Here is a 23,388-nt window from a genome sequence, read left to right on the forward strand (position 1 = left end):
TGCAAAGGTCCTGTTGTCAGTGCACCGCAAGGGCGACGTCATGTGCTGCCTGGAGGGCGGCATTATAGTTATTCACGAGCAGATCGACCGAGGCTGCCGTCGCGTCGAATACCGGAGCCGGATAGACACCGAAGAACACGGTCAGGGCGATCAGCGGATAGAGGATCAGCTGTTCACGCGGCGAAAGATCGAGAAGCTTCTTGAGATTTTCCTTCTCGAGCGCACCCCAGATCACCCGACGGTAAAGCCAGAGCGCGTAGGCCGCCGAAAGGATGACGCCGGTGGTGGCAAAGAGCGCGACCCAGGTGTTGGCGCGGAAGGCACCGAGCAGGGTCAGGAACTCGCCGACGAAACCAGACGTGCCAGGCAGGCCGACATTGGCCATGGTGAAGACCATGAAGGCGACGGCATATTTCGGCATGTTGTTGACGAGGCCACCATAGGCGTCGATGTCGCGGGTGTGCATACGGTCATAGACGACGCCGACGCAGAGGAAAAGCGCACCCGACACGATACCATGGCTGAGCATCTGGAAGATGGCGCCCTGAACACCCTGGGTGTTGGCCGCGAAGATGCCCATGGTCACGTACCCCATATGGGCGACCGACGAATAGGCGATCAGCTTCTTGATGTCCTCCTGCATCATCGCCACCAGCGAGGTGTAGATGATCGCAATCACGGAGAGCGAGAAGACGAACGGCGCGAAATAGTCGGACGCCAGCGGAAACATCGGCAGCGAGAAGCGCAGGAAGCCGTAGCCGCCGAGCTTCAGCAGAATGCCCGCCAGGATGACGGAGCCAGCCGTCGGTGCTTGCACGTGCGCATCCGGCAACCAGGTATGAACCGGCCACATCGGCATCTTCACGGCAAAGGACGAGAAGAAGGCCAGCCATAGCCATGTCTGCATGTGCGCCGGGAACTTGTGGGCAAGCAGCTGGGTGATATCGGTCGTGCCGGCATCCCAGTACATCGCCATGATCGCCAGCAGCATCAGAACCGAGCCAAGCAGCGTATAGAGAAAGAACTTGTAGGAAGCGTAGACGCGATCCTTGCCACCCCAGACACCGATGATGATGAACATCGGGATGAGGCCAGCTTCGAAGAAGACATAGAAGAGAACGATATCAAGCGCCACGAACACGCCGATCATCAGCGTTTCGAGCAGCAGGAAGGCGATCATATATTCCTTGATGCGCTTCTCGACAGATACCCAGCTTGCAATGACGCAGAACGGCATCAGGAACGCGGACAGGACCACGAAGAGCATCGAGATACCATCGACGCCGACATGGTAGGAAATACCCGTGTTCAGCCAGGCAACCTTTTCGACGAACTGGAAGCCGGCATTGGAATTGTCGAACGACGACCAGAGCACCAGCGACAGAACGAGGGTCGCAATCGTCGTCAGAAGCGAAATGACGAGGACGTTGCGGCGCCCGGCCTCGCTGTCACCCCGCATCAGGAGAAGCAGGACGACCCCGACCAGCGGCAAAAAGGTGATCAGGGAAAGAATTGGCCAACCGGACATCAGAACGAACTCCCGAGCATCATCCAGGTTACGAGTGCGGCAATGCCGATCAGCATTACGAACGCATAGTGGTAGAGGTAGCCCGTCTGCAGACGCACGACACGACCGGTGACATCGACCACACGGGCAGCAATGCCGTTCGGTCCGTAACCATCGATGACGGTGCCGTCGCCCTGCTTCCACAGGAAGCGACCGAGCCACTTCGCCGAGCGGACGAAGAGAACGTCATAGAGCTCGTCGAAATACCACTTGTTGAGAAGGAAATTGTAGAGGCCGTGGTGCTGGTTCGCGAGGTAGGACGGCATCCACTTGGCGCGGATATACATGATCCAGGCCACGAAGAGACCAAGCGCCATGGCGATGAACGAGCTCCACTTCACCAGGAGCGGAACATGGTGATAGTGATCGAGGATCTCGTTGGTCGGCAGCGTGAAGAGCGCACCCTTCCAGAACTCGGCATAGGCTTCGCCGAAGAAGTAATCGTGGAACACGAAGCCGGCGAAAACGGCACCTACGGCAAGCACGTAAAGCGGGATCAGCATGACGCTCGGCGATTCATGAACATGATGCATCACGTCATGCGAAGCGCGCGGCTCGTTGAAGAAGGTCATGAAGATCAGGCGCCACGAGTAGAAGCTCGTGAACACGGCCGCGATCACCAGAAGCGTGAAGGCAAAGCCGGAGAGCGGGCTATGCGCGGCCCAGGATGCTTCGATGATCGCATCCTTCGAGAAGAAGCCGGCGAAACCGAGCGAGGTGCCGGGAATGCCGACGCCGGTGATGGCGAGCGTGCCGATCATCATCATCCAGAAGGTGATGGGGATATGCTTGCGCAGGCCGCCCATGTAGCGCATGTCCTGTTCGTTCGAAACGGCGTGGATGACCGAACCGGCGCAAAGGAACAGGAGCGCCTTGAAGAAGGCATGCGTGAAGAGGTGGAAAACGGCTGCACCATAAGCACCGACGCCGAGCGCCACGAACATATAGCCGAGCTGCGAACAGGTCGAATAAGCGATGACGCGCTTGATGTCGTTCTGCACGAGGCCGACCGAGGCGGCGAAGAATGCAGTCACGGCACCAACCAGCGTAACGACCATCAGCGCGGTGTGGCTGAGTTCGAACAGCGGCGACATGCGTGCGACGAGGAAGACACCGGCGGTCACCATGGTTGCGGCATGGATGAGCGCCGAGACCGGGGTCGGGCCTTCCATCGCGTCCGGCAGCCAGGTGTGGAGGAGGAACTGCGCCGATTTACCCATGGCACCCATGAAGAGCAGCAGGCAGACAGCGGTGATCGCTCCAGCCTTGTCGAGATGCAGACCGAAGAGGTTCAACACGACGTCGCCAGCAACGGCAGCATGTTCGCCGGTTGCCGCCGCTTCCGCACCATGCTCGGCCACAGCCGGCAGATAGTTGGCAGCCGCAGCGAAGATCGACGACAGATTGACCGAACCGAAGAGAACGAACACACCGAAGATGCCCAGCGCAAAGCCGAAGTCACCGACGCGGTTGACGATGAACGCCTTCATGGCGGCGGCACTGGCCGACGGCTTCTTGTACCAGAAGCCGATCAGCAGGTAGGAAGCCAGACCCACGCCTTCCCAACCGAAGAACATCTGGACCAGGTTGTCCGACGTTACCAGCATCAGCATGGCGAAGGTGAAGAGCGAAAGGTAAGCGAAGAAACGCGGCCGATGCGGATCATGGTGCATATAGCCGATCGAATAGAGATGCACGAGGCTCGAGACGGTGTTGACGACGACGAACATCACCGCTGTCAGTGTATCGATCCGCAGGGCCCATTCGACATCGATACCGCCAGACTGGATCCAGCGCAGAACCGGAACGGAAAACTGCTGACTGTCGCCAAGCGCCACGTCGAAGAAGACGATCCAGGACAGAACCGCCACCACCAGCATCAGACCGGTCGTGACATATTCGGACGCCTTGGCGCCGATCGACGAACCACCAAGGCCCGCGATCAAGGCACCGAGAAGGGGAAGGAAGACGATGAGTTTGTAGATGAGCATAGCCTTCTCAGCCCTTCATCATGTTGACGTCTTCGACGGCAATGGTGCCGCGATTACGGTAGAACACCACCAGGATCGCCAGACCGATCGCCGCTTCGGCAGCCGCGACGGTCAGGATGAACAGGGCGAAGACCTGGCCGGTAATGTCATTGAGAAATGCGGAGAACGCGACCATGTTGGTGTTGACCGCGAGCAACATCAGCTCGATCGACATCAGAATGACGATCACGTTCTTACGATTGAGGAAAATTCCGAAGGCACCCAACATGAACAGGATGGCGCTGACGGTGAGATAGTGGCCGAGTGTGATTTCCATGGTCCTGATCCTTCGCCTCTACTTCACAGGCCCTGACCGGGCTTCGGATTGGTGATCGCCATGCCGGTTTCCGGCGAGCGAGCCACCTGCTTGGCAATGTTCTGGCGCTTCACGTCGGTGCGGTGCTTCAGGGTCAGCACGATCGCGCCGATCATCGCCACCAGGAGCACAAGGCCTGCTATCTGGAAGAAATAGGCATAGTGGGTATAGAGAACGTCGCCGAGGGCGGCAGTGTTGGTCCGGGTTTCCGGTGCCGGGATCGGCATCGATACGCTCTTGGCAACGCTCGGAGAGAACATCGAACCACCGATGACGATGACGAGTTCGGCAGCCAGAATGAGCCCGATGAGAACACCGACCGGCGTGTATTCAAGCGCAGTCGCCCTGAGCTTGGTGAAGTCGATGTCGAGCATCATCACCACGAAGAGGAAGAGAACCGCAACCGCGCCGACATAAACGACGAGAAGGATCATGGCGACGAATTCGGCCCCCGTCAGCAGGAACAGTCCCGATGCGTTGACGAAGGTCAGGATCAGGAACAACACGGAGTGAACCGGGTTCTTTGCCCAGATGACCATGAAAGCCGACGCCACCGCGACGAAGGCAAACAGATAGAAAAACAGAGCCTGCAGACCCATTTTGGCGCCTTTTTCTTCCCGGCAGGGACCGCCATTTGCGCCCTGCCCCACTTGCGATACCGGCCGATGGGCTCAAGCCCTGCGGTCGCATCCCCAAATTGTGCCCCGCAGTTGCAGGGCCTCATCGAACTGTGCCGATCACCGGTAAGGTGCGTCGAGCGAAATATTGCGCGCGATTTCGCGCTCCCAGCGATCGCCGTTATCCAGCAAGCGCTCCTTGTCGTAATAGAGTTCTTCGCGGGTTTCGGTCGCGAATTCGAAGTTCGGGCCTTCGACGATCGCATCCACCGGGCAGGCTTCCTGGCAGAAGCCGCAATAGATGCACTTCACCATGTCGATGTCGTAGCGAACCGTTCGGCGCGTTCCATCGTTGCGACGCGGACCGGCTTCGATCGTGATAGCCTGTGCGGGACAGATCGCCTCGCAGAGCTTGCAGGCAATGCAGCGCTCCTCGCCGTTCGGATAGCGGCGAAGCGCATGCTCGCCGCGGAAACGCGGGCTGGTCGGCCCCTTTTCGAACGGATAGTTGATCGTGGTCTTCGCCTTGAAAAAATAGCGCATGGTCAGCGCAATCGCACCGACGAATTCCTTGAGGAACAGCGAACGTACCGCCTGGGAAATTGCAGCCATCACTTTACTCCTTGATTCCAGACTTGTGCGCCATCGTTATGCCCAACCCGTCAGCTTGAGGACGAAGGCCGTGATGACCAGCATGACCAGCGACAGCGGCAGGAATACCTTCCAGCCCAGGCGCATCAGCTGGTCGTAGCGGTAGCGCGGAACGAAGGCCTTCACCAGGGCGAACATGAAGAACACCATGCAGACCTTGAGGATGAACCAGACAATGCCGGGCACCCAGTTGAGCAGCCAGAAATCGACTGGCGGCAGCCATCCACCGAGGAACAGCACGGTCGTCAGCGAGCACATCAGAACGATGGCCGCATACTCACCGAGCATGAACATCATGTAGGGCGTGGAGCCATATTCGACCATGAAGCCGGCCACGAGTTCCGATTCCGCTTCCGGCAGGTCGAACGGAGGACGGTTGGTTTCCGCCAGCGCCGAGATGAAGAAGACGATGAACATCGGGAAGAGTGCCAGCCAATGCCAGTCCAGGAAAGAATTCGGCAGGCCGAGCCGCGTTCCGAGGCCGTCCTTTTGCGAAAGTACGATATCGGTCAGATTGAGCGAGCCGACGCAGAGCAGAACGGTGACGATGACGAAGCCGATCGAGACTTCGTAGGACACCATCTGCGCTGCCGAACGAAGTGCACCGAGGAACGGATACTTCGAGTTCGATGCCCAGCCGCCCATGATCACGCCATAGACTTCCAGCGACGAGATCGCGAAGACATAAAGGATGCCGACATTGATGTTGGCGATCACCCAACCTTCCGACACCGGAATGACGGCATAGGTGGCAAGGGCCAGCGTCACGGCAACAAGCGGCGCCAGCAGGAAGACGGCCTTGTTGGCGCCCGACGGAATCACCGGTTCCTTGAAGACGAACTTCAGAAGGTCGGCGAACGACTGCAAGAGCCCCCAGAGACCGACAACGTTCGGACCGCGACGCAACTGCACGGCGGCCCAGATCTTGCGGTCCGCCAGCAGAATGAAGGCGATGAAGACCAGCAGCGCTACCAGAAACAGCAGTGACTGCGCGACCATGATCAGGCCCGGCCAGACATAGGTGGTGACAAATTGTTCCATGATCCCCTACCCCTTGGCGCTTACTCGGCCGCAGCCTTGAAATTGTTGCGGGCCAATGCCGAGCACTCTGCCATTACGGCCGAAGCGCGCGCTATCGGGTTCGTCAAATAGAAGTCTTTCACGGGCGAAGCAAATGCCGATTTGGCCAATGCCCGGGGTTTTTTCGCAAGTGCGGCAATATCGTCGACCGAACCGGCCACAATACCATCGTCCTCGCCGAGATGGGGGTATTCAGCCACCAGCTTCGCGCGCAACTGCGACAGCGAATCAAAGGCGAGACGCTTGCCGAGCACATCCGAAAGCGCGCGGAAAATCGCCCAGTCCTCGCGGGCATCGCCCGGCGGGAAGTTGGCGCGGTTGCCATACTGGACCCGACCTTCGGTATTGACCCAGATCCCGGCCTTTTCTGTATAGGCAGCAGCCGGCAGGATGACGTCGGCGTTCTGCGCGCCATTGTCCCCATGCGAGCCGATATAGACGGTCAGCTTGGCCTTCTTGTTCGACAAGTCGATTTCATCGGCACCGAGCAGGAAGAGCACATCCATGCCGGCAACCTGGGCTGCCGCATTGGCACCGCCCTCGCCCGGCACGAAGCCGATATCCAGACCGCCGACGCGGGACGCAGCCGTATGCAGAACGGCAAAACCGTTCCAGTCGGCCGAAACCGCACCGACGCTTTCAGCAAGCGCAGCAACAGAAGCGAGGACGGCAGCGCCATTCTCGCCGACAAGCGCGCCCTGGCCGACGATGATCATAGGCTTGGAGGCCGACTTCAGCACTTCGGCGAAGGAAAGCTTGCCATCGGCAAGATCGCTGAGCGTATCGGTGCCGGCGCCGAGATAGTCGTAATCGTAACGCAGTTCGGCATGCTCGCCGATGACGCCGATCTTGAAGCCGCCGCGACGCCAGCGCTTGCGAATCCGGGCATTGAGAACAGCCGCCTCGTAACGCGGGTTGGCGCCAACGATCAGCAGCGCATCGGCGTCTTCGATCCCTGCAATCGTCGGATTGAAGATGTAGCTGGCGCGACCCAGAGACGGATCGAGAGCGACACCATCCTGGCGGCAATCGATATTCTTCGAACCGAGTGCGCTCATCAGTTCCTTGAGCGCGTACATGTCCTCGACGCTTGCGAGGTCACCGGCAATCGCACCGATCTTGTCGGCAGCCGTTCCGGTAACGCCGGCCTTGATCGCCGCAAAGGCTTCGCCCCAGGAGGCGGGCACCAGCTTTCCATCCTTGCGGACGTAGGGCCGGTCGAGACGCTGCGTGCGCAGGCCATCCCAGATGAAGCGGGTCTTGTCGGAAATCCACTCTTCGTTGATGTCTTCGTTGACGCGCGGCATCACGCGCATCACTTCACGACCACGCGTATCGATGCGGATCGCAGAACCGAGCGCATCCATGACGTCGATCGATTCGGTCTTGTTGAGTTCCCACGGACGTGCGGTGAAGGCAAACGGCTTCGAGGTCAGTGCGCCAACCGGGCAAAGGTCAACGACATTGCCCTGCAGTTCCGAAGTCATCGCCTGCTCGAGATAGGTGGTGATTTCGGCATCTTCGCCACGACCGATCAGACCGAGTTCGGAAATGCCGGCCACTTCGGTGGTGAAACGAACGCAGCGCGTGCAGTGAATGCAGCGGTTCATCACCGTCTTGACGAGCGGTCCGATATACTTGTCCTCGACGGCGCGCTTGTTCTCGCTGTAGCGCGAGGCGTCGACACCGAAGGTCATAGCCTGGTCCTGCAGGTCGCATTCGCCGCCCTGGTCGCAGATCGGGCAATCTAGCGGATGGTTGATCAGCAGGAACTCCATGACGCCTTCGCGGGCCTTCTTGACCATCGGCGTGTTGGTGAAGACTTCCGGCAGTTCGCCGTTCGGTCCGCCACGGATATCGCGCACGCCCATGGCGCAGGATGCCGCAGGCTTCGGCGGGCCGCCCTTCACCTCAACCAGACACATGCGACAATTGCCGGCAACCGACAGCCGCTCATGGAAACAGAAGCGCGGAACTTCGGCACCCGCCTCCTCGCACGCCTGCAACAGCGTGAAATGATCCGGAACCTCGATTTCTATTCCGTCTACCTTCAGCTTCGCCATTTCTGCCTTCCCGCCTCACGCTTTCAGCGCGTCTAGCCAGAGTCTTCGTCAAAACCGCTGGGCATGGCCCCTCGCGTCTCGCCGACTGTTCATTTATCGTCCGTCACCGTTTCCGGTCACATCCGTATTTCAAGCATCACCCAGAAGCCGGCGTGCCTGGCCAATCCAATCATCGCGTTCGATCCGGCCATCCAGCCCGAGACGCGTATCGAATTCGGCTGCCTGCCCGGCATCCCATCCGGCAATATCCGCAATGCGGAGAATGCCGTTTTCCTTGAGCGCTTTTTCGAGTTTCGGACCGATCCCCGAAATGCGCTTCAGATCATCCATCTTCGGTGCCGCACGCTTCCTGGAAGAACGAAGCGGCACCACATTGTCGGCAACCGGCTCAAGATCCGGTTCAACCTTTAATTCTTCCGGTTCCCGGTCCGGATTGCCCTTGTCGAGCGAACCGAGGAACAATCCCGCCATCTGGCCCGTCAGAGACAAGCCGAAGGCGGTCATCATCGTCATGGCCGCAGCCTGACCGGCAAAGATCTTGGCCGAAGCTTCCGCAAGGCGAAGGAGAGCGTCGGGATCTGTCCCGCCTGTCTCATCCGGTCCCTGCTTTTCCGCTCCGACCATTGCCTCACTCAGCCGCTTCGAGCACCGCCCCGTGGGCGGTCGCATTATGCGTATACTGGTCGATCCGAGCTTCGATCTCGGCACGGAAGTTGCGGATCAGACCCTGGACGGGCCAGGCCGCAGCATCGCCAAGAGCGCAGATCGTATGACCTTCGACCTGCTTCGATACTTCAAACAGCATGTCGATTTCGCGCTTCTGCGCCTGGCCTTTGACCATGCGTTCGAGCACGCGCATCATCCAGCCCGTGCCTTCGCGGCACGGCGTGCACTGGCCGCAGCTCTCATGCTTGAAGAAGGCCGAGATGCGCCAGATCGCCTTGATGACGTCGGTCGACTTGTCCATCACGATCATGCCGCCGGTGCCGAACGAGGATTTCACCGCACGCATGCCGTCAAAATCCATGATCGCATCGGCCATGTCTTCGGCCCGCACGATCGGGCAGGACGCACCGCCCGGAATGACGGCAAGAAGATTATCCCAGCCGCCGCGGATACCGCCGCAATGATAGTCGATGATTTCGCGGAACGTGTGGCCCATCGCCTCTTCGAAGGTGCAGGGACGATTGACGTGCCCCGAAACCATGAACAGCTTGGTGCCGACATTGTTCGGCCGGCCGATCGCCGAGAACCAGCCGGCGCCACGACGCAGGATGGTCGGGGCGACCGCGATCGATTCGACATTGTTGACCGTCGTCGGGCAGCCATAGAGGCCCATGTTGGCCGGGAACGGCGGCTTCAGGCGCGGCTGACCCTTCTTGCCTTCAAGGCTTTCGAGCAGCGCGGTCTCTTCACCGCAGATATAGGCGCCGGCGCCATGGTGGACATAGATATCCATGTCCCAGCCATGCTTGTTGTTCTTGCCGAGCAGACCCGCATCGTAGCATTCGTCGATTGCGGCCTGCAGCGCTTCGCGTTCGCGGATATATTCGCCACGCACATAGATATAGGCGGCATGGGCACCCATGGCGAAGGACGCAATCAGACAGCCTTCGATCAGCGTATGCGGATCGTGGCGCATGATATCGCGGTCCTTACAGGTACCGGGTTCGGATTCGTCGGCATTGACGACAAGGTAATGCGGACGGCCGTCGCTCTGCTTCGGCATGAAGGACCATTTCATGCCTGTCGGGAAGCCGGCGCCACCGCGACCACGCAGGCCCGACGCCTTCATTTCATCGATGATCCAGTCACGGCCCTTTTCGAGAATGGCCTTGGTGCCATCCCAGTGGCCGCGCGACATCGCACCTTTCAGGGACTTGTCCTTGTGGCCGTAAAGATTGGTGAAAATGCGATCTTCATCCTTGAGCATGGTTCACCTTTCAACGCGGCTTCTTGCCGAAGACCTTGAGATATTCTTCCTCGCCGCCACGGGCGAGAACTTCGGCCTGCTTGACCCATTCGTCGCGATCGATACGACCGCGGAAATTGAGGTAGCTGTCGACCCAGGCGCGTTCTTCGGCCTTCCAGGCCGCGATCTGCGCGAAGGTATAGATGCCGAGGCTCTGCAGCGTTCCCTCGATTTTCGGACCGACGCCAGAGATCATCTTGAGATCGTCCGGGGTTGCCGGCTTCTCGATGCCGGCGGGACGGTTCGGATCATCCAGAGAAGGCTTCGCATCAGCCTTCTTGTCGTCAGCCTTTTCCTCTGCCTTTGCTTCGACAGCTGCCGGCTCGGCCTTCGGCGCTTCCGCCTTGGCCTTCTTCGGCGCAACGGCTGTCGCAGGTGCCGCATCTTCCGACGTCAGGGTCTTCAGGCCACCGAACGGCGCCGAACTGATACGGTCGATCTGCGGACCCGGCTTGACATCTTCCGGACGGCCGGCCTCGAAACGCTCGATGATATATTCGAGCTGACGCGGCGTCAGATCCTCATAGGTATCCTTGAAGATCGCGACCATCGGTGCATTGACGCAGGCGCCAAGACATTCGACCTCTTCCCACGACAGCGTGCCGTCGGCATTGAGGTGGTGCGGATGCGGATGGATCTTCGACTTGCACACCGCCATCAGATCTTCCGAGCCGCGTAGCATGCAGGGCGTGGTACCGCAGACCTGAATGTGGGCGCGGGTTCCGACAGGACCCAGCTGGAACTGGGTGTAGAATGTCGCCACTTCCAGAACGCGGATATAGGCCATGCCGAGCATGTCGGCGATCATTTCGATCGCTGCCTTCGTCACCCAGCCATCCTGCTCCTGCGCACGCATGAGAAGCGGAATTACGGCGGACTGCTGACGCCCTTCCGGATATTTCCTGATGGTCTTTTCCGCCCAGGCCGCATTTTCCTCCGAAAAAGCGAAGGAGGCGGGCTGGACGCTGTCATCGGCAAGTCGACGTACGGACATTCGTTTTACGCCCTATCAATTTAACTTGCCGCAGCGAGCGCGGGTCAGGCTGACCAGCTCGCAGGCGGCGGCGTTGGTATCTTTTTGGAGGAAGACGATCACCCGCTTGCCGTTCGGAACGGCAGTCTTGATCTCATATCCCTCCGACAGAAGCTGCGTCATCGTGCTGCCGTTGGCGCCGGTCAGGTTCTCCTGTTCATCCGCAGCCTGCGCAGCGGAAGCAACGAGAACCAGAGCGAAAACGGCGAGCTTACGCATCGACATCAGCGATCAACCTCCCCGAACACGATGTCGAGCGAGCCGAGAATGGCGGTCACGTCAGCGAGCATGTGCTTGCGGTTGAGGAAATCCATGGCCTGCAGATGGGCAAAGCCCGGAGCCCTGATCTTGCAGCGATAAGGCTTGTTGGTGCCATCGGAGACGACATAGACGCCGAATTCACCCTTGGGGGCTTCAACCGCCGCATACACTTCCCCGGCCGGCACATGGTAGCCTTCGGTATAGAGCTTGAAGTGGTGGATGAGCGCTTCCATCGAACGCTTCATCTGCCCGCGCTTCGGCGGAACCACCTTGCCATCGAGCGAGGACACTGGGCCGCCCTTGGCGTCGGTCTTCAGCCGCTTGCAGACCTGCTTCATGATCTTGCAGGACTGGCGCATTTCTTCCATGCGCACGAGATAGCGGTCGTAGCAGTCGCCGTTCTTGCCGATCGGAACTTCGAATTCGAGATCCGAATAGCATTCGTATGGCTGCGAGCGGCGAAGATCCCAGGCAGCACCCGAACCGCGCACCATCACACCCGAGAAGCCCCAGGCCCAGGCATCTTCCAAGCTGACGACGCCGATATCGACGTTGCGCTGCTTGAAGATACGGTTGCCGGTCAGAAGCTTGTCGATGTCGGCAAGCGCGGCCGGGAACTGATCGCACCACTTGTCGATATCGTCGACGAGTTCCTGCGGGATGTCCTGATGGACGCCGCCCGGACGGAAATAGGCAGCGTGCATGCGCGCGCCCGACGCACGTTCATAGAACAGCATCAGCTTTTCACGTTCTTCGAAGCCCCAGAGCGGCGGCGTTAGCGCGCCGCAGTCCATGGCCTGCGTCGTCACGTTGAGCAGATGGTTCAGGATACGGCCGATTTCCGAATAGAGTACCCGGATCAGCTGGCCGCGAATCGGGATCTCGATACCGAGGAGCTTTTCAACCGCCAGGGCATAGGCATGTTCCTGATTCATCGGCGCGACATAGTCGAGCCGGTCGAAATAGGGAACGGCCTGCAGATAGGTCTTGCTCTCGATCAGCTTTTCCGTGCCGCGGTGCAGAAGTCCGATATGCGGATCGACGCGTTCGACGATTTCACCATCGAGCTCGAGAACCAGACGCAGCACGCCGTGTGCCGACGGATGCTCCGGTCCGAAGTTGATGGTAAAGTTGCGGACGTTATGTTCAGTCATCGCGATGCGCTCCAGATAGCATCATGGGGAGAATAACCTGCTTCCTCTTCCGAGGCGTGCAAATTCCTCTCACTGACTCTTCTTCTCATCACCGGGCAGCACGTAGTCGGTGCCTTCCCACGGCGACAGGAAGTCGAAATTGCGGAATTCCTGGCGCAGCTGGACCGGCTCATAGACGACCCGCTTGACAGCATCGTCGTAGCGAACCTCGACATAACCCGTGGTCGGGAAATCCTTGCGCAGCGGATAGCCTTCGAAACCGTAATCCGTCAGGATGCGGCGAAGATCGGGATGGCCGGAGAACAGGATGCCGTACATATCGTAGGCTTCGCGTTCGAACCAGTCGGCACCCGGATAAACAGCCGTTGCCGATTCCAGTGCCTCATCCTCGCCGACCTGAACCTTCACGCGCAAACGGATGTTCTTTTTCGGCGACATGAGGTGCGTGACAACGTCGAAACGCTTCTCGCGTGCCGGATAGTCAACGCCGCAAAGGTCGGTGATATTGACGAACTGACAGCCTTTATCGTCGCGCAGGAAGGTCAGAAGCGCGATGTAGTTTTCAGGCGCCACGCTAACCGTGACTTCGCCGTAGGCAATCTCGTTGGAAAGCAACAGCGCGCCACGCGTTTCGGTCAGGTAGGTGGAAAGCTCTTGTGCGGAAATCGTCATCCCACTCACCTCAACGCTCGATCGTGCCGGTGCGGCGAATTTTCTTCTGCAGCAGCAGCACGCCGTAAAGGAGCGCTTCTGCCGTGGGGGGACAGCCCGGCACATAGACATCGACAGGAACGACGCGATCGCAACCGCGCACCACCGAATAGGAATAGTGGTAGTATCCACCGCCGTTGGCGCAGGAGCCCATCGAGATCACATAACGCGGCTCCGGCATCTGGTCATAGACCTTGCGGAGCGCAGGCGCCATCTTGTTGGTCAAAGTACCGGCAACGATCATCACGTCGGACTGGCGCGGCGAAGCGCGGGGCGCAAAACCAAAGCGCTCCATGTCATAACGCGGCATCGAAGCCTGCATCATTTCAACCGCGCAGCAGGCAAGACCAAACTGCATCCACATGAGCGAACCGGTGCGGGCCCAGGTGATCAGCTCATCGGTGGAGGTGACGAGGAAACCCTTGTCGGCCAGCTCGTTGTTGATCTCGCCAAAGAAAGCATCATTGGCGCCAACCGGCTTGCCGGTCGACGGATCAATCACGCCCTTGGGCTGAGGAGCCACAAGCGTCTGGTTTGCGGATGTCACTCCCATTCGAGTGCTCCCTTCTTCCATTCATAAATGAAGCCGATCGTCAAAACGCCGAGGAAGACCATCATCGACCAGAAACCGAACCAGCCCATGTCGCCGAAGGAAACGGCCCACGGAAACAGGAAGGCAACTTCGAGATCGAAGATGATGAAGAGAATCGACACCAGATAGAACCGGATGTCGAATTTCATACGCGCGTCGTCGAAGGCATTGAATCCGCACTCGAATGCCGAGAGCTTTTCAGGATCCGGCGCTTTGAACGCAACCGCAAAAGGTGCGATCAGCAGTGCAAGGCCGATGACGAGGGCAATGCCAATGAAGATGGCGATCGGCAAATAGGAGCCAAGAAGTGCAGTCATTTCAATCTGTCCCTGCCCGCCCGGCAGCATTGTTTGTCGCACGCGACGACGCTGCTCCGGCAAGCCGAATGATGTTGCAACGCAGTCGTGGTTAGCGCAGCTATCCCCGATTAGCAAGACGTCGTGTCTAAAATCGCCGGGTTGCCGCCACATTTGCGCCGTCGGTCCGTCGGGCAATGACACCACCCTGGCAGGCGCATTCATGGCAAGATCGACAAACAAGCGCAAAACCATGCAGTTCTCGGGATGAGTCGCGGGTAGAACGGCATAAAGTGAAGCTACAAAAGTCGTATTCGGTTATGCACAGGCGGGCCGGCCTTTTCGATTGCCTGCGCCTGCCGAGGCCTCATTGGCGGCTCAATTGCCGCTCCTTACCCTTCTGGACAAGAATCAAGTTCGCCTGTCGCGAATCTGAGTCGCATTGTTTGGAAAAATCGGGCGACCAACGCTTCAAAATCGATTTTTTCAAACGTCGAAGCGCATGATTTAACCTGTTTTTTAAAAACTGATGAAACTCTTCGGCTCTTGATTGCAAAAGGTGATTTTGAATGAGCGAGTATCAGAACAAAGCCGTCCAGCTGTTGGAAGCCCGCCATGGGTTCGAAGACTGCAATGATCTCGAAAACAGCCGCGAGCGATTCCTTCAAAGTGCGCTGGAGCTGTTTCGTGCGCTCGGTGGCACACAGAATGACGCTGCTGCCCAGTTTCAGAAGGCCTTCTCGACCCCGGTCGGCACGACGGCCGATACGATCGGCGACGTCATGGCCGCAGTTGCCGCCATCTCCAATATTCAGGACCTCGACATGATGCAGGCCGCCTACAATATGCTCGACGCCGGTTGGCGCGAAATCGAGGCCGATCTCCCGGTCCGGATGCGGGCCCGGTAAGCCCTCTTTTCTCAGTGCAGATCGCACAAAACGGGTAACGCACAAGGTTGCGTTTGAAAGAGATGACTTTTCATTGAAGAGGAAGGAATGGCGCGAGTGACGGGGCTCGAACCCGCGACCTCCGGCGTGACAGGCCGGCACTCTAACCGACTGAGCTACACCCGCGCATTTTCCGAACCGCGTTGCCGCCGTTCGTGAGCGGCTGTCTAAGCGGTCAGGCAACCAGTGTCAAGACCGTTATCCGAGCTGAATGTGCATATTCGAAGAGGATCGCCCTACTCGGCCCGGTCGCTCCGAAACGGCCGGAAATCCAACGCCAAAAACAAAAAAGCAGCGCTTTTGGCGCCGCGATCAGACAAAACAAAATGAAGAAGAGAATGGCGCGAGTGACGGGGCTCGAACCCGCGACCTCCGGCGTGACAGGCCGGCACTCTAACCGACTGAGCTACACCCGCGCTTTTCTTTGCGAACCGCGTTGCCGCCGTTCGTGAGCGGCTGTCTAAGGGGTCGGGCCATCAGTGTCAAGCAGCTTTTGTGACAATTTGATTTTACAGCCCCAACTTCCCGCCCCAAGAACGTCATCCCATTGAATTTATGAGGATATATTTGAAACGTGCCATCATGATCCCGTCGAAGGATCATCCTTGCGCGGTCTCAAGCCTTAGAGATATTCGGTCCCCGGCGAAGATTGTCCGCGCGAACTGAACCGGGTTGCCGTCCAGATCCGCGTTGATGGAAATCGTCTCCAGAACGACGGCGGAATTCGAAAGATTCAGCTGTTCTGCCTCCTCCGAGGTTGCAAGCCGCCCGATCACTTCGGTCGAGACGCGCACATAGTCGGCAAGACCGTTCATCGCAAAGGCGCGAGTCACCGAACCGGTCGCGCGGATCGAATCGGCCATGTTCGGGAATCGCTCTGCGGGAAAGAAGCTCGTCGCGAATGAAATGGGCATGTCACGCGCTAGACCCAGGGTTTTGGCCATCACGACCTTTTCACTTTCGCCGAGCCGCAGCGCGCGACGAACCTCTTCTTCGGGCAAGACCGTTTCGGAAGAGAGAAGCCGGATCACGACATCGCCCGATTGTTCGCCAAGACCGCTCGAGAATCGCGTGCGACGCGACACCGGCAGTACCAGCCGTTCCCGCTTGGCAATCAGTGTGCCGCGTCCGCGAACAGGTTGAAGCAACCCCTCCTCCGCCAACGTGGCGATCGCACTGCGCACCGTATGGCGGTTGACGCCGAATTTTTCAGCCAGTTCCGCTTCCGGCGGCACCATGCCGCGCGCGTCATATTCTCCGCTCGCAATCGAGCGGCTGATCTGGTCGGCAATCTGCCGCCAGGCCGAAATGCCGCTGCGCCGATCGATCGCATAAGTCTGTGTCATGTCACATGCCTGTCATGTCCGCGGCTTACATCCGCCTTCAAGATGTCTAGTCATCTAGACTAATAGACATTTAGGACAGGATCAATGCCACAGCAAAACCAAATGCGCGAATCGCCAGAACAGGCAGCAAGGCGTCAGGCAATGGCCTGCTTCGCCCGAGCCACGGAAGAAGAACTCGAACACGCCATCGCAATGATGGCACCGGTTCCAAACCATGAGCCCGTGCGCGGACCCGAATCCGGGATCGTGATGGTCCGCGGACGGATCGGTGGCGGCGGCGCCCCGTTCAATCTGGGTGAGGCCACGATTTCGCGCGCCACCATCCGTCTGGACTCCGGAGAAATCGGCTTCGGCCAATGCCTCGGCCTTTCGCGTCGCAAGGCGGAACTCTCCGCACTTCTCGACGCGCTTGCCCAGACGGCGACCCATAGAACCGCGATCGCACAGCTGGTGGCAAACCTCAGCGCCGATCACAGCCAGTCCGATGCCACCCATGCCCGCCAGACGGCAGCCACGAAGGTCGAGTTTTTCACCATGGTCCGGGGAGACGATTGATGCCGCATGATTCTGTTGCCTATCGAGGCGGATTTGCCGACCCGGTCTACCAGTCCCAATGCGTCTTCAAGACGATCATGGATTGCATGTCCCGCCCCGGAACGATTGGCCGGCTCGATCCGGTCGCAACGCCTCCGGCACCACTCGGAGCTGCCGCAGGCGCGATTGCCCTGACGCTTTGCGATCACGACACACCGATTCACATGTCCGGTCGCCTGATCGAGGCTGGCGTCCAGTCCTGGCTCGCCTTTCAGGCCGGAGCGCTCATCACCGATGTGCGCGACGAAGCCTCCTTCGCCTTCATCGAGAAGGGTGCCAGCCTGCCGTCCCTGTCCACCTTCGCCATGGGCAGCCAGGAATATCCCGATCGTTCGGCAACGCTGGTCTATGAAGTTTCGAGCCTGACGTCCGGCCGTCCGCTGACGCTCAGCGGTCCCGGTATCGATGGGGAAACGACACTCGCCCCGGAAGGTCTTCCGGCCCAGTTCGAACGGGCCTGGCTTGACAATGCCGCCCAGTATCCGCGCGGCATCGATCTCATCCTCACCTGCGGCAACGACATCGTCTGCCTGCCGCGCACGACCCGAATCCAGTCCCGGGAGATCTGATCATGTATGTTGCCGTCAAGGGTGGCGAAGCCGCGATCGACAATGCCCATCGGCTGCTTGCCGACAAGCGCCGCGGAGACCGCAATCTGCCCGCAATTACGATCGACCAGCTGGTCGAACAGCTGGCGCTCGGCGTCGACCGCGTCATGGCCGAAGGGTCTCTTTATGACCGCGAACTGGCAGCGCTGGCGCTGAAACAGGCGCGCGGCGACATGATCGAGGCGATCTTCATTCTGCGTGCCCACCGCACCACCCTTCCCCGGTTCGGCTACTCGCGTCCGATCGACACCGGCGCAATGCAGGTCGCCCGCCGCATCTCGGCCACCTACAAGGATCTTCCGGGTGGACAGCTGCTTGGACCGACCTTCGACTATACCCACCGGCTACTGGAACCATCACTGCTGGGTGACAATGAGCCGGCCACACCGATCGAAAAGGATGTCGGCACCGAACCGGTGATGCGGGTCTCAGAGATTCTCGCCGGTGAAAGCCTGATCGAGGAAGACGGCGCCCTGCCCGCCGGCCACCAGACCGGGGACATCACCCGCACGCCGCTGGAATTCCCGCTGGATCGCGATAGCCGTCTGCAGGCTTTGGCGAGAGCCGATGAAGGCTTTATCCTCGCGCTCGGCTATTCGACCCAGCGCGGCTATGCCCGCACTCATCCTTTCGCAGGCGAAATCCGCATCGGCGAAGTCGAAGTTGAGGTCGATATCCCGGAACTGGGTTTTGCCGTCTCCGTCGGCCGCATCCAGGTCACCGAATGCCAGATGATCAATCAGTTCAAGGGATCGGCCAAGCAGCCGCCGCAATTCACCCGCGGTTACGGTCTGGTCTTCGGCCAGAGCGAACGCAAGGCGATGGCGATGTCGCTGGTGGATCGCGCCCTGCGCGCCGCCGAATTCGGAGAAGATGTCGTCGCTCCTGCCCAGGATGAGGAATTCGTCATTTCCCATTCCGACAATGTCCAGGCCACCGGCTTCGTCGAACATCTGAAACTGCCGCACTATGTCGATTTCCAGGCCGAACTCGATCTCGTCCGCCGCATGCGCCGCGAATTCGATCGCGCCCATGGCAAGGAGGCGACCGACGCAGAAGCAAGGCAGGCGGCGGAATGATCCAGAAGCAACCGATCAGCGCCGCCCGGCTCGCTTTCCGAACCGTTGAAATCAAGTCAAACGCCGACCTCTCTCCAAATCCCGTCGGGAACCGAAACAATGTCTGAACTTGCCAGTTACAACTTTGCCTATCTCGACGAAGGCACCAAGCGGATGATCCGGCGTGCGATCCTTAAAGCGATCGCGATTCCCGGCTACCAGGTGCCCTTTGCAAGCCGCGAAATGCCGATGCCCTATGGATGGGGCACTGGTGGCGTCCAGGTGACGGCGGCAATCATCGGACCGGATGACGTGCTCAAGGTCATCGACCAGGGCGCCGACGATACGACAAACGCGGTGTCAATTCGCGCCTTCTTCCAGAAGGTTGCCAATGTCGCCGTGACGACGAAGACGTCGGAAGCCACCATCATCCAGACCCGCCACCGGATCCCGGAGGAGACGCTGACGGCCGGGCAGACGCTGGTCTATCAGGTGCCGATCCCGGAACCGTTGCGCTTCCTCGAGCCGCGCGAAACGGAAACCCGCAAAATGCACGCATTGGAGGAATATGGCCTCATGCATGTGAAGCTCTATGAGGATATCGCCAAGAACGGCGAGATCGCCACGACCTATGCCTATCCGGTCAAGGTCGAAGAGCGTTATGTCATGGACCCGTCGCCGATCCCCAAGTTCGATAATCCGAAAATGCACCATTCGCAGGCCCTGCAGCTTTTTGGCGCCGGCCGCGAAAAGCGGATCTATGCCATTCCGCCCTATTCGGATGTCGTCAGCCTCGATTTCGACGATCACCCGTTCACGATCCAGAAATTCACCAAACCCTGCGCGCTCTGCGGCGCCCGCAATGTCTATCTCGATGAGGTGATCCTCGATGACCGGGGCAAGCGGATGTTCGTCTGCTCCGATACCGATTTCTGCGAAACCCGCCGCGCTGACGGCCATGTCGGCGACCAGACGGACATTCTGAAGGAGGCCGCCGAATGAGCGATCTGCCGCTGTTGAAGGTCATGAGCCTGTCGAAATTCTATGGCGGCCGCATCGGCTGTGCCAATGTCAGCTTCGATCTCTGGCCGGGTGAAGTGCTGGCGATCGTCGGCGAATCGGGTTCCGGCAAGACGACCCTGCTCAACTGCCTCTCGACCCGCCTGATGGCGGATTCCGGCATCATCCAGTATCAGATGCGCGACGGCGCCTATCGCGATATCGGCCGCATGAGCGAGGCCGAGCGCCGTTTCCTGATGCGGACGGACTGGGGTTTTGTGCACCAGAACCCGGCCGATGGCCTGCGCATGGCCGTTTCCGCCGGCGCCAATGTCGGAGAGCGCCTGATGGCGGTTGGCGCCCGCCATTACGGCCAGATCCGCGAAACCGCCTCCGACTGGCTGGAGCGCGTGGAAATCGCCGTCGATCGTATCGATGACCAGCCGCGCGCGTTTTCCGGCGGCATGCGGCAGCGTCTGCAGATCGCCCGCAATCTCGTCACCTCGCCGCGACTGGTGTTCATGGATGAGCCGACCGGCGGTCTCGATGTGTCGGTCCAGGCCAGGCTCCTCGATCTCCTGCGCGGACTGGTGCAGGATCTTGGCCTTTCGGTGATCATCGTTACCCACGACCTTGCCGTCGCACGCCTCATTTCGCATCGGATGATGGTGATGAAGGACGGCCATGTCATCGAACAGGGGCTGACGGACCGGGTGCTCGACGATCCGCACGAACCCTATACGCAACTGCTCGTATCCTCGATCCTGCAGGCTTGAGACGAAAGGAACCCCCATGTTGGAATCACCTCTGCTCGTCCGCAATGTCGCGAAGAGTTTCACCATGCATCTGCGTGGCGGCCTTCTCCTGCCGGTGGTCGAGAATGCCACCCTTCATGCCGCAGCCGGCGAATGCGTTGTGCTGGGCGGCCCGTCGGGCGTCGGCAAGAGCTCGATCCTCAAGATGCTCTACGGCAACTATGCCGTCGATGCCGGCGAGATCATTATTCGCCATCGCGGCGAAGCGATTGACATCGCGACAGCCATGCCGCGGAAAGTGCTCGAAGTCCGCCGCGAAACGCTCGGCTATGTCAGCCAGTTCCTCCGCGCAGTCCCGCGTGTCTCGACGGTCGATATCGTCGCTGAACCCTTGATCGCGCGCGGCGTAGACAAGGATGAAGCCCGCAGGCGCGCCGAAGCGCTTCTTGCCCGCCTCAATCTGCCCGAAACGCTCTGGCAATTGCCACCGGCCACGTTCTCCGGCGGTGAACAGCAGCGCGTCAACATCGCTCGCGGCTTCATTACCGATCACCCGATCCTGTTGCTGGACGAACCGACGGCCTCGCTCGATGCGATGAACCGCCAGGTCGTCGTCGAGATGATCCGCGAGAAGAAGGCGGCCGGCACAGCACTTGTCGGCATCTTCCATGACGAGGATGTGCGTTCCAGCGTCGCCGATCGCATTGTCGACGTTTCGACATTCTCGGCACGTAAGAGGGCCGCATAATGCCGAAACTCTCTGAGACGCCACTCATCCATCCGACCGCCCAGTTGCATGAGACGGAGCTCGGCACCTATACCGAGATCGCCGAACATTGCCGGATCAGCGAAAGCCGCATCGACGATTATTCCTATGTCATGGAATATGGTATGATCTGGTGCGCGGATATCGGAAAATTCGCCAATATTGCGGCATCCGTGCGCATCAATGCCACCAATCACCCGACCTGGCGACCGACCCTGCACCATTTCACCTATCGTTCGGGCGACTATTGGCCGGATGCCGACAATGATGACGATTTTTTCGGCTGGCGTCGCGACCACCGGATCGTGATCGGTCATGATGTCTGGATCGGTCATGGCGCCACCATCCTTCCCGGAGTTACCATCGGGAACGGGGCAGCGATCGGGGCCGGAGCGGTGGTCTCCAAGGATGTCGAACCCTACATGATCGTCGGTGGCGTTGCCGCCAAGCCGATCCGCGAGCGTTTCTCGCGCAAGATCGCGGGACGGTTCGAAACCCTCGCCTGGTGGGATTGGGATCACATGACCCTGCGCCAGGCACTGCCGGATTTCCGGTCGCTCTCCGCCGAGGCATTCCTCGACAAATATGGCGCCTGAACCCTCCAGAACGGATCGTTTCGCCATCAGGAAACACGTGCGACAATATTTTTCGTTAGAACGTAACAATTTTTCTTTATAGGGTGCCGTTCCAAGGAAAACAAAAACAAAGCGACGAACAGAATGGCCAATCTGCCGGTGATGAAAAACGACCAGGATCAGCAAACGAATCCGGGGATTGAACCGTCATCGGCAGCATCGAGCGCTCAACCGGGACGTCTTACACTTGTCGGCCCCGTGACCGTCGCCCGCGCTCTGCTTGTCGCCGTTCTTGTTGCCGGCGTCTATTTCTTCCACGGCTTCATCGTGCCGGTTCTGGCGGCACTCGTCATCGGCTTTGCGAGCTGGCCGCTCTATCGCCGACTGCTTGCCATGGTCAATGGCAGCCGGATGCTGGGCGCCACGATCGCCATCTTCCTCATCGTCACATTGATCGTCATCCCCGTTTCCCTAGCTTCGGCCTATGCGATCAAGGAAATCAGGGTCTGGGTCTATTGGGCTATCGAGGCCAACAAGGTCGGCGCACCGGTACCGGCCTGGCTTTCGGCACTGCCAATCATCGGTTCCTCGATCGCTGAAAGCTGGACCCATTATGTCGGCACACCGGGCGGTCTCGGAGAACTGGTTCAAACGATCAGCGGGTCGAACATCGGCAACATCTATCGCGGTGTTATCACGGCGGGCACATCGGCGGTCCAGGCCCTTTTGACACTGCTCTTCATGCTCATTTCACTGTTTTTCGTCTATCTCAAAGGCGAGATGCTGGTCGGACAGCTCGACAAGGTCGGCGAACGCATTCTCCCCGAACGCTGGGAGCGCGTTTCCCGCATCGTGCCGCAGACGATCAGCTCGACGGTCACCGGAATGACGATCATCGCCATCGGCGAAGGCATCGTCCTTGGCATCGCCTACTGGCTGGCGGGTGTGCCCTCGCCTGTGACGCTCGGTCTTCTCACCGGTCTTGCAGCCCTGATCCCCGGTGGGGCGCCATTAAGCTTCACGCTCGTATCGGCCTATCTGGTTGCCAGCGGTTCGCTGATCGAAGGCGTCGCCCTGTTCGTCTGGGGCACAACCGAACTCTTTATCGTCGACAAGACGCTCAGACCCAAACTGGTCGGCGGCCCGATCAAACTGCCGTTCCTACCGACCTTTTTCGGCCTCATCGGTGGCGTCAAGACCATGGGCTTCCTCGGTCTGTTCGTCGGGCCGGTGCTCATGGCACTGCTCGTAGCCATCTGGCGCGAATGGGTTCTGACCATCACCGAAGAAGAGATAGCAACAAACCGGGCATCTCCTGACAAGCCATCCGAGTGATTTCGTAATTCCAACGGCGAAGCACTCATTTGGGCCAACAAACCACAGGATTTGTCACCCAA

General features: G+C 59.4%; 25 protein-coding genes and 2 tRNA genes. 9 read left to right on the top strand and 18 right to left on the bottom strand.

Annotated features, from left to right (window positions below; translation table 11 throughout):
• Positions 1 to 16: 16 nt before the first annotated feature.
• The 15 genes from Q4481_RS17380 to Q4481_RS17450 all read right to left on the bottom strand — a co-directional run bounded on the left by Q4481_RS17380 (position 17) and on the right by Q4481_RS17450 (position 14,364).
• Positions 17 to 1,528 (bottom strand): NADH-quinone oxidoreductase subunit M, encoded by a 1,512-nt coding sequence (locus Q4481_RS17380; protein ID WP_304377673.1) that lies wholly within the window; start codon positions 1,526 to 1,528, stop codon positions 17 to 19.
• Positions 1,528 to 3,558 carry an NADH-quinone oxidoreductase subunit L gene (nuoL, locus tag Q4481_RS17385; RefSeq protein ID WP_304377674.1) on the bottom strand — a complete coding sequence of 677 codons (2,031 nt, stop codon included), beginning with the start codon at positions 3,556 to 3,558 and terminating at the stop codon, positions 1,528 to 1,530. Before nuoL ends, Q4481_RS17380 begins: the two co-directional genes overlap by 1 nt.
• 7 nt (positions 3,559 to 3,565) lie before the next feature.
• Entirely contained in the window at positions 3,566 to 3,874 is a 309-nt protein-coding gene (nuoK, locus tag Q4481_RS17390) for an NADH-quinone oxidoreductase subunit NuoK (RefSeq protein WP_304377675.1), read from the bottom strand.
• A gap of 23 nt (positions 3,875 to 3,897) precedes the next feature.
• The gene (locus Q4481_RS17395) at positions 3,898 to 4,512 is read right to left on the bottom strand and encodes an NADH-quinone oxidoreductase subunit J (RefSeq protein WP_304377676.1); all 615 of its coding nucleotides are present in this window, start codon (positions 4,510 to 4,512) and stop codon (positions 3,898 to 3,900) included.
• 138 nt (positions 4,513 to 4,650) lie between these two features.
• Complete coding sequence (gene nuoI / locus Q4481_RS17400) at positions 4,651 to 5,142, bottom strand: NADH-quinone oxidoreductase subunit NuoI (RefSeq protein WP_304377677.1); 492 nt, start codon at positions 5,140 to 5,142, stop codon at positions 4,651 to 4,653.
• Positions 5,143 to 5,178: 36 nt separating this feature from the next.
• Positions 5,179 to 6,222, bottom strand: coding sequence for an NADH-quinone oxidoreductase subunit NuoH (nuoH, locus tag Q4481_RS17405; protein WP_304377678.1), 1,044 nt, complete (start codon positions 6,220 to 6,222; stop codon positions 5,179 to 5,181).
• 20 nt (positions 6,223 to 6,242) lie between these two features.
• Positions 6,243 to 8,324: an NADH-quinone oxidoreductase subunit NuoG gene (gene nuoG, locus Q4481_RS17410; protein ID WP_304377679.1), complete on the bottom strand. Its 2,082-nt coding sequence runs from the start codon at positions 8,322 to 8,324 to the stop codon at positions 6,243 to 6,245.
• Between the two features lie 129 nt (positions 8,325 to 8,453).
• Entirely contained in the window at positions 8,454 to 8,948 is a 495-nt protein-coding gene (locus Q4481_RS17415; protein ID WP_304377680.1) for a helix-hairpin-helix domain-containing protein, read from the bottom strand.
• A 4-nt stretch (positions 8,949 to 8,952) separates the two neighbouring features.
• Positions 8,953 to 10,257 carry an NADH-quinone oxidoreductase subunit NuoF gene (gene nuoF / locus Q4481_RS17420; RefSeq protein ID WP_304377681.1) on the bottom strand — a complete coding sequence of 435 codons (1,305 nt, stop codon included), beginning with the start codon at positions 10,255 to 10,257 and terminating at the stop codon, positions 8,953 to 8,955.
• Positions 10,258 to 10,267: 10 nt separating this feature from the next.
• A complete protein-coding gene (nuoE, locus tag Q4481_RS17425) occupies positions 10,268 to 11,290 on the bottom strand; it encodes an NADH-quinone oxidoreductase subunit NuoE (RefSeq protein ID WP_304377682.1) in 1,023 nt (340 codons plus the stop codon).
• A gap of 15 nt (positions 11,291 to 11,305) precedes the next feature.
• Positions 11,306 to 11,554, bottom strand: a complete 249-nt coding sequence (locus Q4481_RS17430; RefSeq protein ID WP_304377683.1) for a hypothetical protein — start codon at positions 11,552 to 11,554, stop codon at positions 11,306 to 11,308.
• Positions 11,554 to 12,744 carry an NADH-quinone oxidoreductase subunit D gene (locus tag Q4481_RS17435; protein WP_304377684.1) on the bottom strand — a complete coding sequence of 397 codons (1,191 nt, stop codon included), beginning with the start codon at positions 12,742 to 12,744 and terminating at the stop codon, positions 11,554 to 11,556. Before Q4481_RS17435 ends, Q4481_RS17430 begins: the two co-directional genes overlap by 1 nt.
• Before the next feature lie 69 nt (positions 12,745 to 12,813).
• The gene (locus Q4481_RS17440) at positions 12,814 to 13,416 is read right to left on the bottom strand and encodes an NADH-quinone oxidoreductase subunit C (RefSeq protein WP_304377685.1); all 603 of its coding nucleotides are present in this window, start codon (positions 13,414 to 13,416) and stop codon (positions 12,814 to 12,816) included.
• A gap of 10 nt (positions 13,417 to 13,426) precedes the next feature.
• Positions 13,427 to 14,008 carry a NuoB/complex I 20 kDa subunit family protein gene (locus Q4481_RS17445; protein WP_304377686.1) on the bottom strand — a complete coding sequence of 194 codons (582 nt, stop codon included), beginning with the start codon at positions 14,006 to 14,008 and terminating at the stop codon, positions 13,427 to 13,429.
• Positions 13,999 to 14,364 carry an NADH-quinone oxidoreductase subunit A gene (locus tag Q4481_RS17450; RefSeq protein ID WP_304377818.1) on the bottom strand — a complete coding sequence of 122 codons (366 nt, stop codon included), beginning with the start codon at positions 14,362 to 14,364 and terminating at the stop codon, positions 13,999 to 14,001. The genes Q4481_RS17445 and Q4481_RS17450 overlap by 10 nt, the downstream gene beginning before the upstream one ends.
• 548 nt (positions 14,365 to 14,912) lie before the next feature.
• On the opposite strand from Q4481_RS17450, the gene Q4481_RS17455 reads away from it, so the two are divergent.
• Positions 14,913 to 15,251 (top strand): hypothetical protein, encoded by a 339-nt coding sequence (locus Q4481_RS17455; protein WP_304377687.1) that lies wholly within the window; start codon positions 14,913 to 14,915, stop codon positions 15,249 to 15,251.
• A gap of 88 nt (positions 15,252 to 15,339) precedes the next feature.
• Here the strand turns inward: Q4481_RS17455 and Q4481_RS17460 are convergent.
• The 3 genes from Q4481_RS17460 to phnF all read right to left on the bottom strand — a co-directional run bounded on the left by Q4481_RS17460 (position 15,340) and on the right by phnF (position 16,636).
• Positions 15,340 to 15,416, bottom strand: a tRNA-Asp gene (locus Q4481_RS17460).
• A 213-nt stretch (positions 15,417 to 15,629) separates the two neighbouring features.
• Positions 15,630 to 15,706 (bottom strand) — tRNA-Asp (locus tag Q4481_RS17465).
• A 183-nt stretch (positions 15,707 to 15,889) separates the two neighbouring features.
• Entirely contained in the window at positions 15,890 to 16,636 is a 747-nt protein-coding gene (phnF, locus tag Q4481_RS17470; RefSeq protein WP_304377688.1) for a phosphonate metabolism transcriptional regulator PhnF, read from the bottom strand.
• Between the two features lie 102 nt (positions 16,637 to 16,738).
• Here phnF and phnG point away from each other — a divergent pair, with 102 nt between their 5' ends.
• The 8 genes from phnG (at position 16,739) to Q4481_RS17510 (ending at position 23,326) form a co-directional block, all read left to right on the top strand.
• Positions 16,739 to 17,191 carry a phosphonate C-P lyase system protein PhnG gene (phnG, locus tag Q4481_RS17475; protein ID WP_304377689.1) on the top strand — a complete coding sequence of 151 codons (453 nt, stop codon included), beginning with the start codon at positions 16,739 to 16,741 and terminating at the stop codon, positions 17,189 to 17,191.
• Positions 17,191 to 17,799 (top strand): phosphonate C-P lyase system protein PhnH, encoded by a 609-nt coding sequence (gene phnH, locus Q4481_RS17480; RefSeq protein ID WP_304377690.1) that lies wholly within the window; start codon positions 17,191 to 17,193, stop codon positions 17,797 to 17,799. The genes phnG and phnH overlap by 1 nt, the downstream gene beginning before the upstream one ends.
• Before the next feature lie 2 nt (positions 17,800 to 17,801).
• Entirely contained in the window at positions 17,802 to 18,917 is a 1,116-nt protein-coding gene (locus Q4481_RS17485; protein WP_304377691.1) for a carbon-phosphorus lyase complex subunit, read from the top strand.
• Positions 18,918 to 19,016: 99 nt separating this feature from the next.
• Positions 19,017 to 19,898 (top strand): alpha-D-ribose 1-methylphosphonate 5-phosphate C-P-lyase PhnJ, encoded by an 882-nt coding sequence (locus tag Q4481_RS17490; RefSeq protein WP_304377692.1) that lies wholly within the window; start codon positions 19,017 to 19,019, stop codon positions 19,896 to 19,898.
• Positions 19,895 to 20,671, top strand: a complete 777-nt coding sequence (phnK, locus tag Q4481_RS17495) for a phosphonate C-P lyase system protein PhnK (RefSeq protein WP_304377693.1) — start codon at positions 19,895 to 19,897, stop codon at positions 20,669 to 20,671. The genes Q4481_RS17490 and phnK overlap by 4 nt, the downstream gene beginning before the upstream one ends.
• A gap of 19 nt (positions 20,672 to 20,690) precedes the next feature.
• Positions 20,691 to 21,398 carry a phosphonate C-P lyase system protein PhnL gene (gene phnL, locus Q4481_RS17500; RefSeq protein WP_304377819.1) on the top strand — a complete coding sequence of 236 codons (708 nt, stop codon included), beginning with the start codon at positions 20,691 to 20,693 and terminating at the stop codon, positions 21,396 to 21,398.
• Positions 21,398 to 22,012 carry a DapH/DapD/GlmU-related protein gene (locus Q4481_RS17505; protein WP_377353081.1) on the top strand — a complete coding sequence of 205 codons (615 nt, stop codon included), beginning with the start codon at positions 21,398 to 21,400 and terminating at the stop codon, positions 22,010 to 22,012. The genes phnL and Q4481_RS17505 overlap by 1 nt, the downstream gene beginning before the upstream one ends.
• Before the next feature lie 138 nt (positions 22,013 to 22,150).
• On the top strand, positions 22,151 to 23,326 hold the full coding sequence (locus tag Q4481_RS17510) for an AI-2E family transporter (protein ID WP_377353115.1): 1,176 nt from the start codon (positions 22,151 to 22,153) through the stop codon (positions 23,324 to 23,326).
• The last annotated feature ends 62 nt before the right edge of the window (positions 23,327 to 23,388 follow it).

It is taken from the genome of Fluviirhizobium alvei, assembly GCF_030551875.1.
GTDB classification, from domain to species: domain Bacteria; phylum Pseudomonadota; class Alphaproteobacteria; order Rhizobiales; family Rhizobiaceae; genus Rhizobium_E; species Rhizobium_E alvei.

What these genes read in the sequence shown, in the direction of transcription:
- Q4481_RS17430 (WP_304377683.1), bottom strand. Translation starts at nt 11,554, where the DNA reads ATGTCGATGCGTAAGCTCGCCGTTTTCGCTCTGGTTCTCGTTGCTTCC.
- nuoK (WP_304377675.1), bottom strand. Translation starts at nt 3,874, where the DNA reads ATGGAAATCACACTCGGCCACTATCTCACCGTCAGCGCCATCCTGTTC.
- Q4481_RS17455 (WP_304377687.1), top strand. Translation starts at nt 14,913, where the DNA reads ATGAGCGAGTATCAGAACAAAGCCGTCCAGCTGTTGGAAGCCCGCCAT.
- Q4481_RS17485 (WP_304377691.1), top strand. Translation starts at nt 17,802, where the DNA reads ATGTATGTTGCCGTCAAGGGTGGCGAAGCCGCGATCGACAATGCCCAT.
- Q4481_RS17445 (WP_304377686.1), bottom strand. Translation starts at nt 14,008, where the DNA reads ATGGGAGTGACATCCGCAAACCAGACGCTTGTGGCTCCTCAGCCCAAG.
- nuoF (WP_304377681.1), bottom strand. Translation starts at nt 10,257, where the DNA reads ATGCTCAAGGATGAAGATCGCATTTTCACCAATCTTTACGGCCACAAG.
- Q4481_RS17415 (WP_304377680.1), bottom strand. Translation starts at nt 8,948, where the DNA reads ATGGTCGGAGCGGAAAAGCAGGGACCGGATGAGACAGGCGGGACAGAT.
- Q4481_RS17380 (WP_304377673.1), bottom strand. Translation starts at nt 1,528, where the DNA reads ATGTCCGGTTGGCCAATTCTTTCCCTGATCACCTTTTTGCCGCTGGTC.
- nuoH (WP_304377678.1), bottom strand. Translation starts at nt 6,222, where the DNA reads ATGGAACAATTTGTCACCACCTATGTCTGGCCGGGCCTGATCATGGTC.
- Q4481_RS17395 (WP_304377676.1), bottom strand. Translation starts at nt 4,512, where the DNA reads ATGGGTCTGCAGGCTCTGTTTTTCTATCTGTTTGCCTTCGTCGCGGTG.
- nuoI (WP_304377677.1), bottom strand. Translation starts at nt 5,142, where the DNA reads ATGGCTGCAATTTCCCAGGCGGTACGTTCGCTGTTCCTCAAGGAATTC.
- phnH (WP_304377690.1), top strand. Translation starts at nt 17,191, where the DNA reads ATGCCGCATGATTCTGTTGCCTATCGAGGCGGATTTGCCGACCCGGTC.
- Q4481_RS17435 (WP_304377684.1), bottom strand. Translation starts at nt 12,744, where the DNA reads ATGACTGAACATAACGTCCGCAACTTTACCATCAACTTCGGACCGGAG.
- Q4481_RS17490 (WP_304377692.1), top strand. Translation starts at nt 19,017, where the DNA reads ATGTCTGAACTTGCCAGTTACAACTTTGCCTATCTCGACGAAGGCACC.
- Q4481_RS17440 (WP_304377685.1), bottom strand. Translation starts at nt 13,416, where the DNA reads ATGACGATTTCCGCACAAGAGCTTTCCACCTACCTGACCGAAACGCGT.
- phnK (WP_304377693.1), top strand. Translation starts at nt 19,895, where the DNA reads ATGAGCGATCTGCCGCTGTTGAAGGTCATGAGCCTGTCGAAATTCTAT.
- Q4481_RS17450 (WP_304377818.1), bottom strand. Translation starts at nt 14,364, where the DNA reads ATGACTGCACTTCTTGGCTCCTATTTGCCGATCGCCATCTTCATTGGC.
- phnG (WP_304377689.1), top strand. Translation starts at nt 16,739, where the DNA reads ATGCGCGAATCGCCAGAACAGGCAGCAAGGCGTCAGGCAATGGCCTGC.
- nuoG (WP_304377679.1), bottom strand. Translation starts at nt 8,324, where the DNA reads ATGGCGAAGCTGAAGGTAGACGGAATAGAAATCGAGGTTCCGGATCAT.
- phnF (WP_304377688.1), bottom strand. Translation starts at nt 16,636, where the DNA reads ATGACACAGACTTATGCGATCGATCGGCGCAGCGGCATTTCGGCCTGG.
- nuoL (WP_304377674.1), bottom strand. Translation starts at nt 3,558, where the DNA reads ATGCTCATCTACAAACTCATCGTCTTCCTTCCCCTTCTCGGTGCCTTG.
- Q4481_RS17505 (WP_377353081.1), top strand. Translation starts at nt 21,398, where the DNA reads ATGCCGAAACTCTCTGAGACGCCACTCATCCATCCGACCGCCCAGTTG.
- nuoE (WP_304377682.1), bottom strand. Translation starts at nt 11,290, where the DNA reads ATGTCCGTACGTCGACTTGCCGATGACAGCGTCCAGCCCGCCTCCTTC.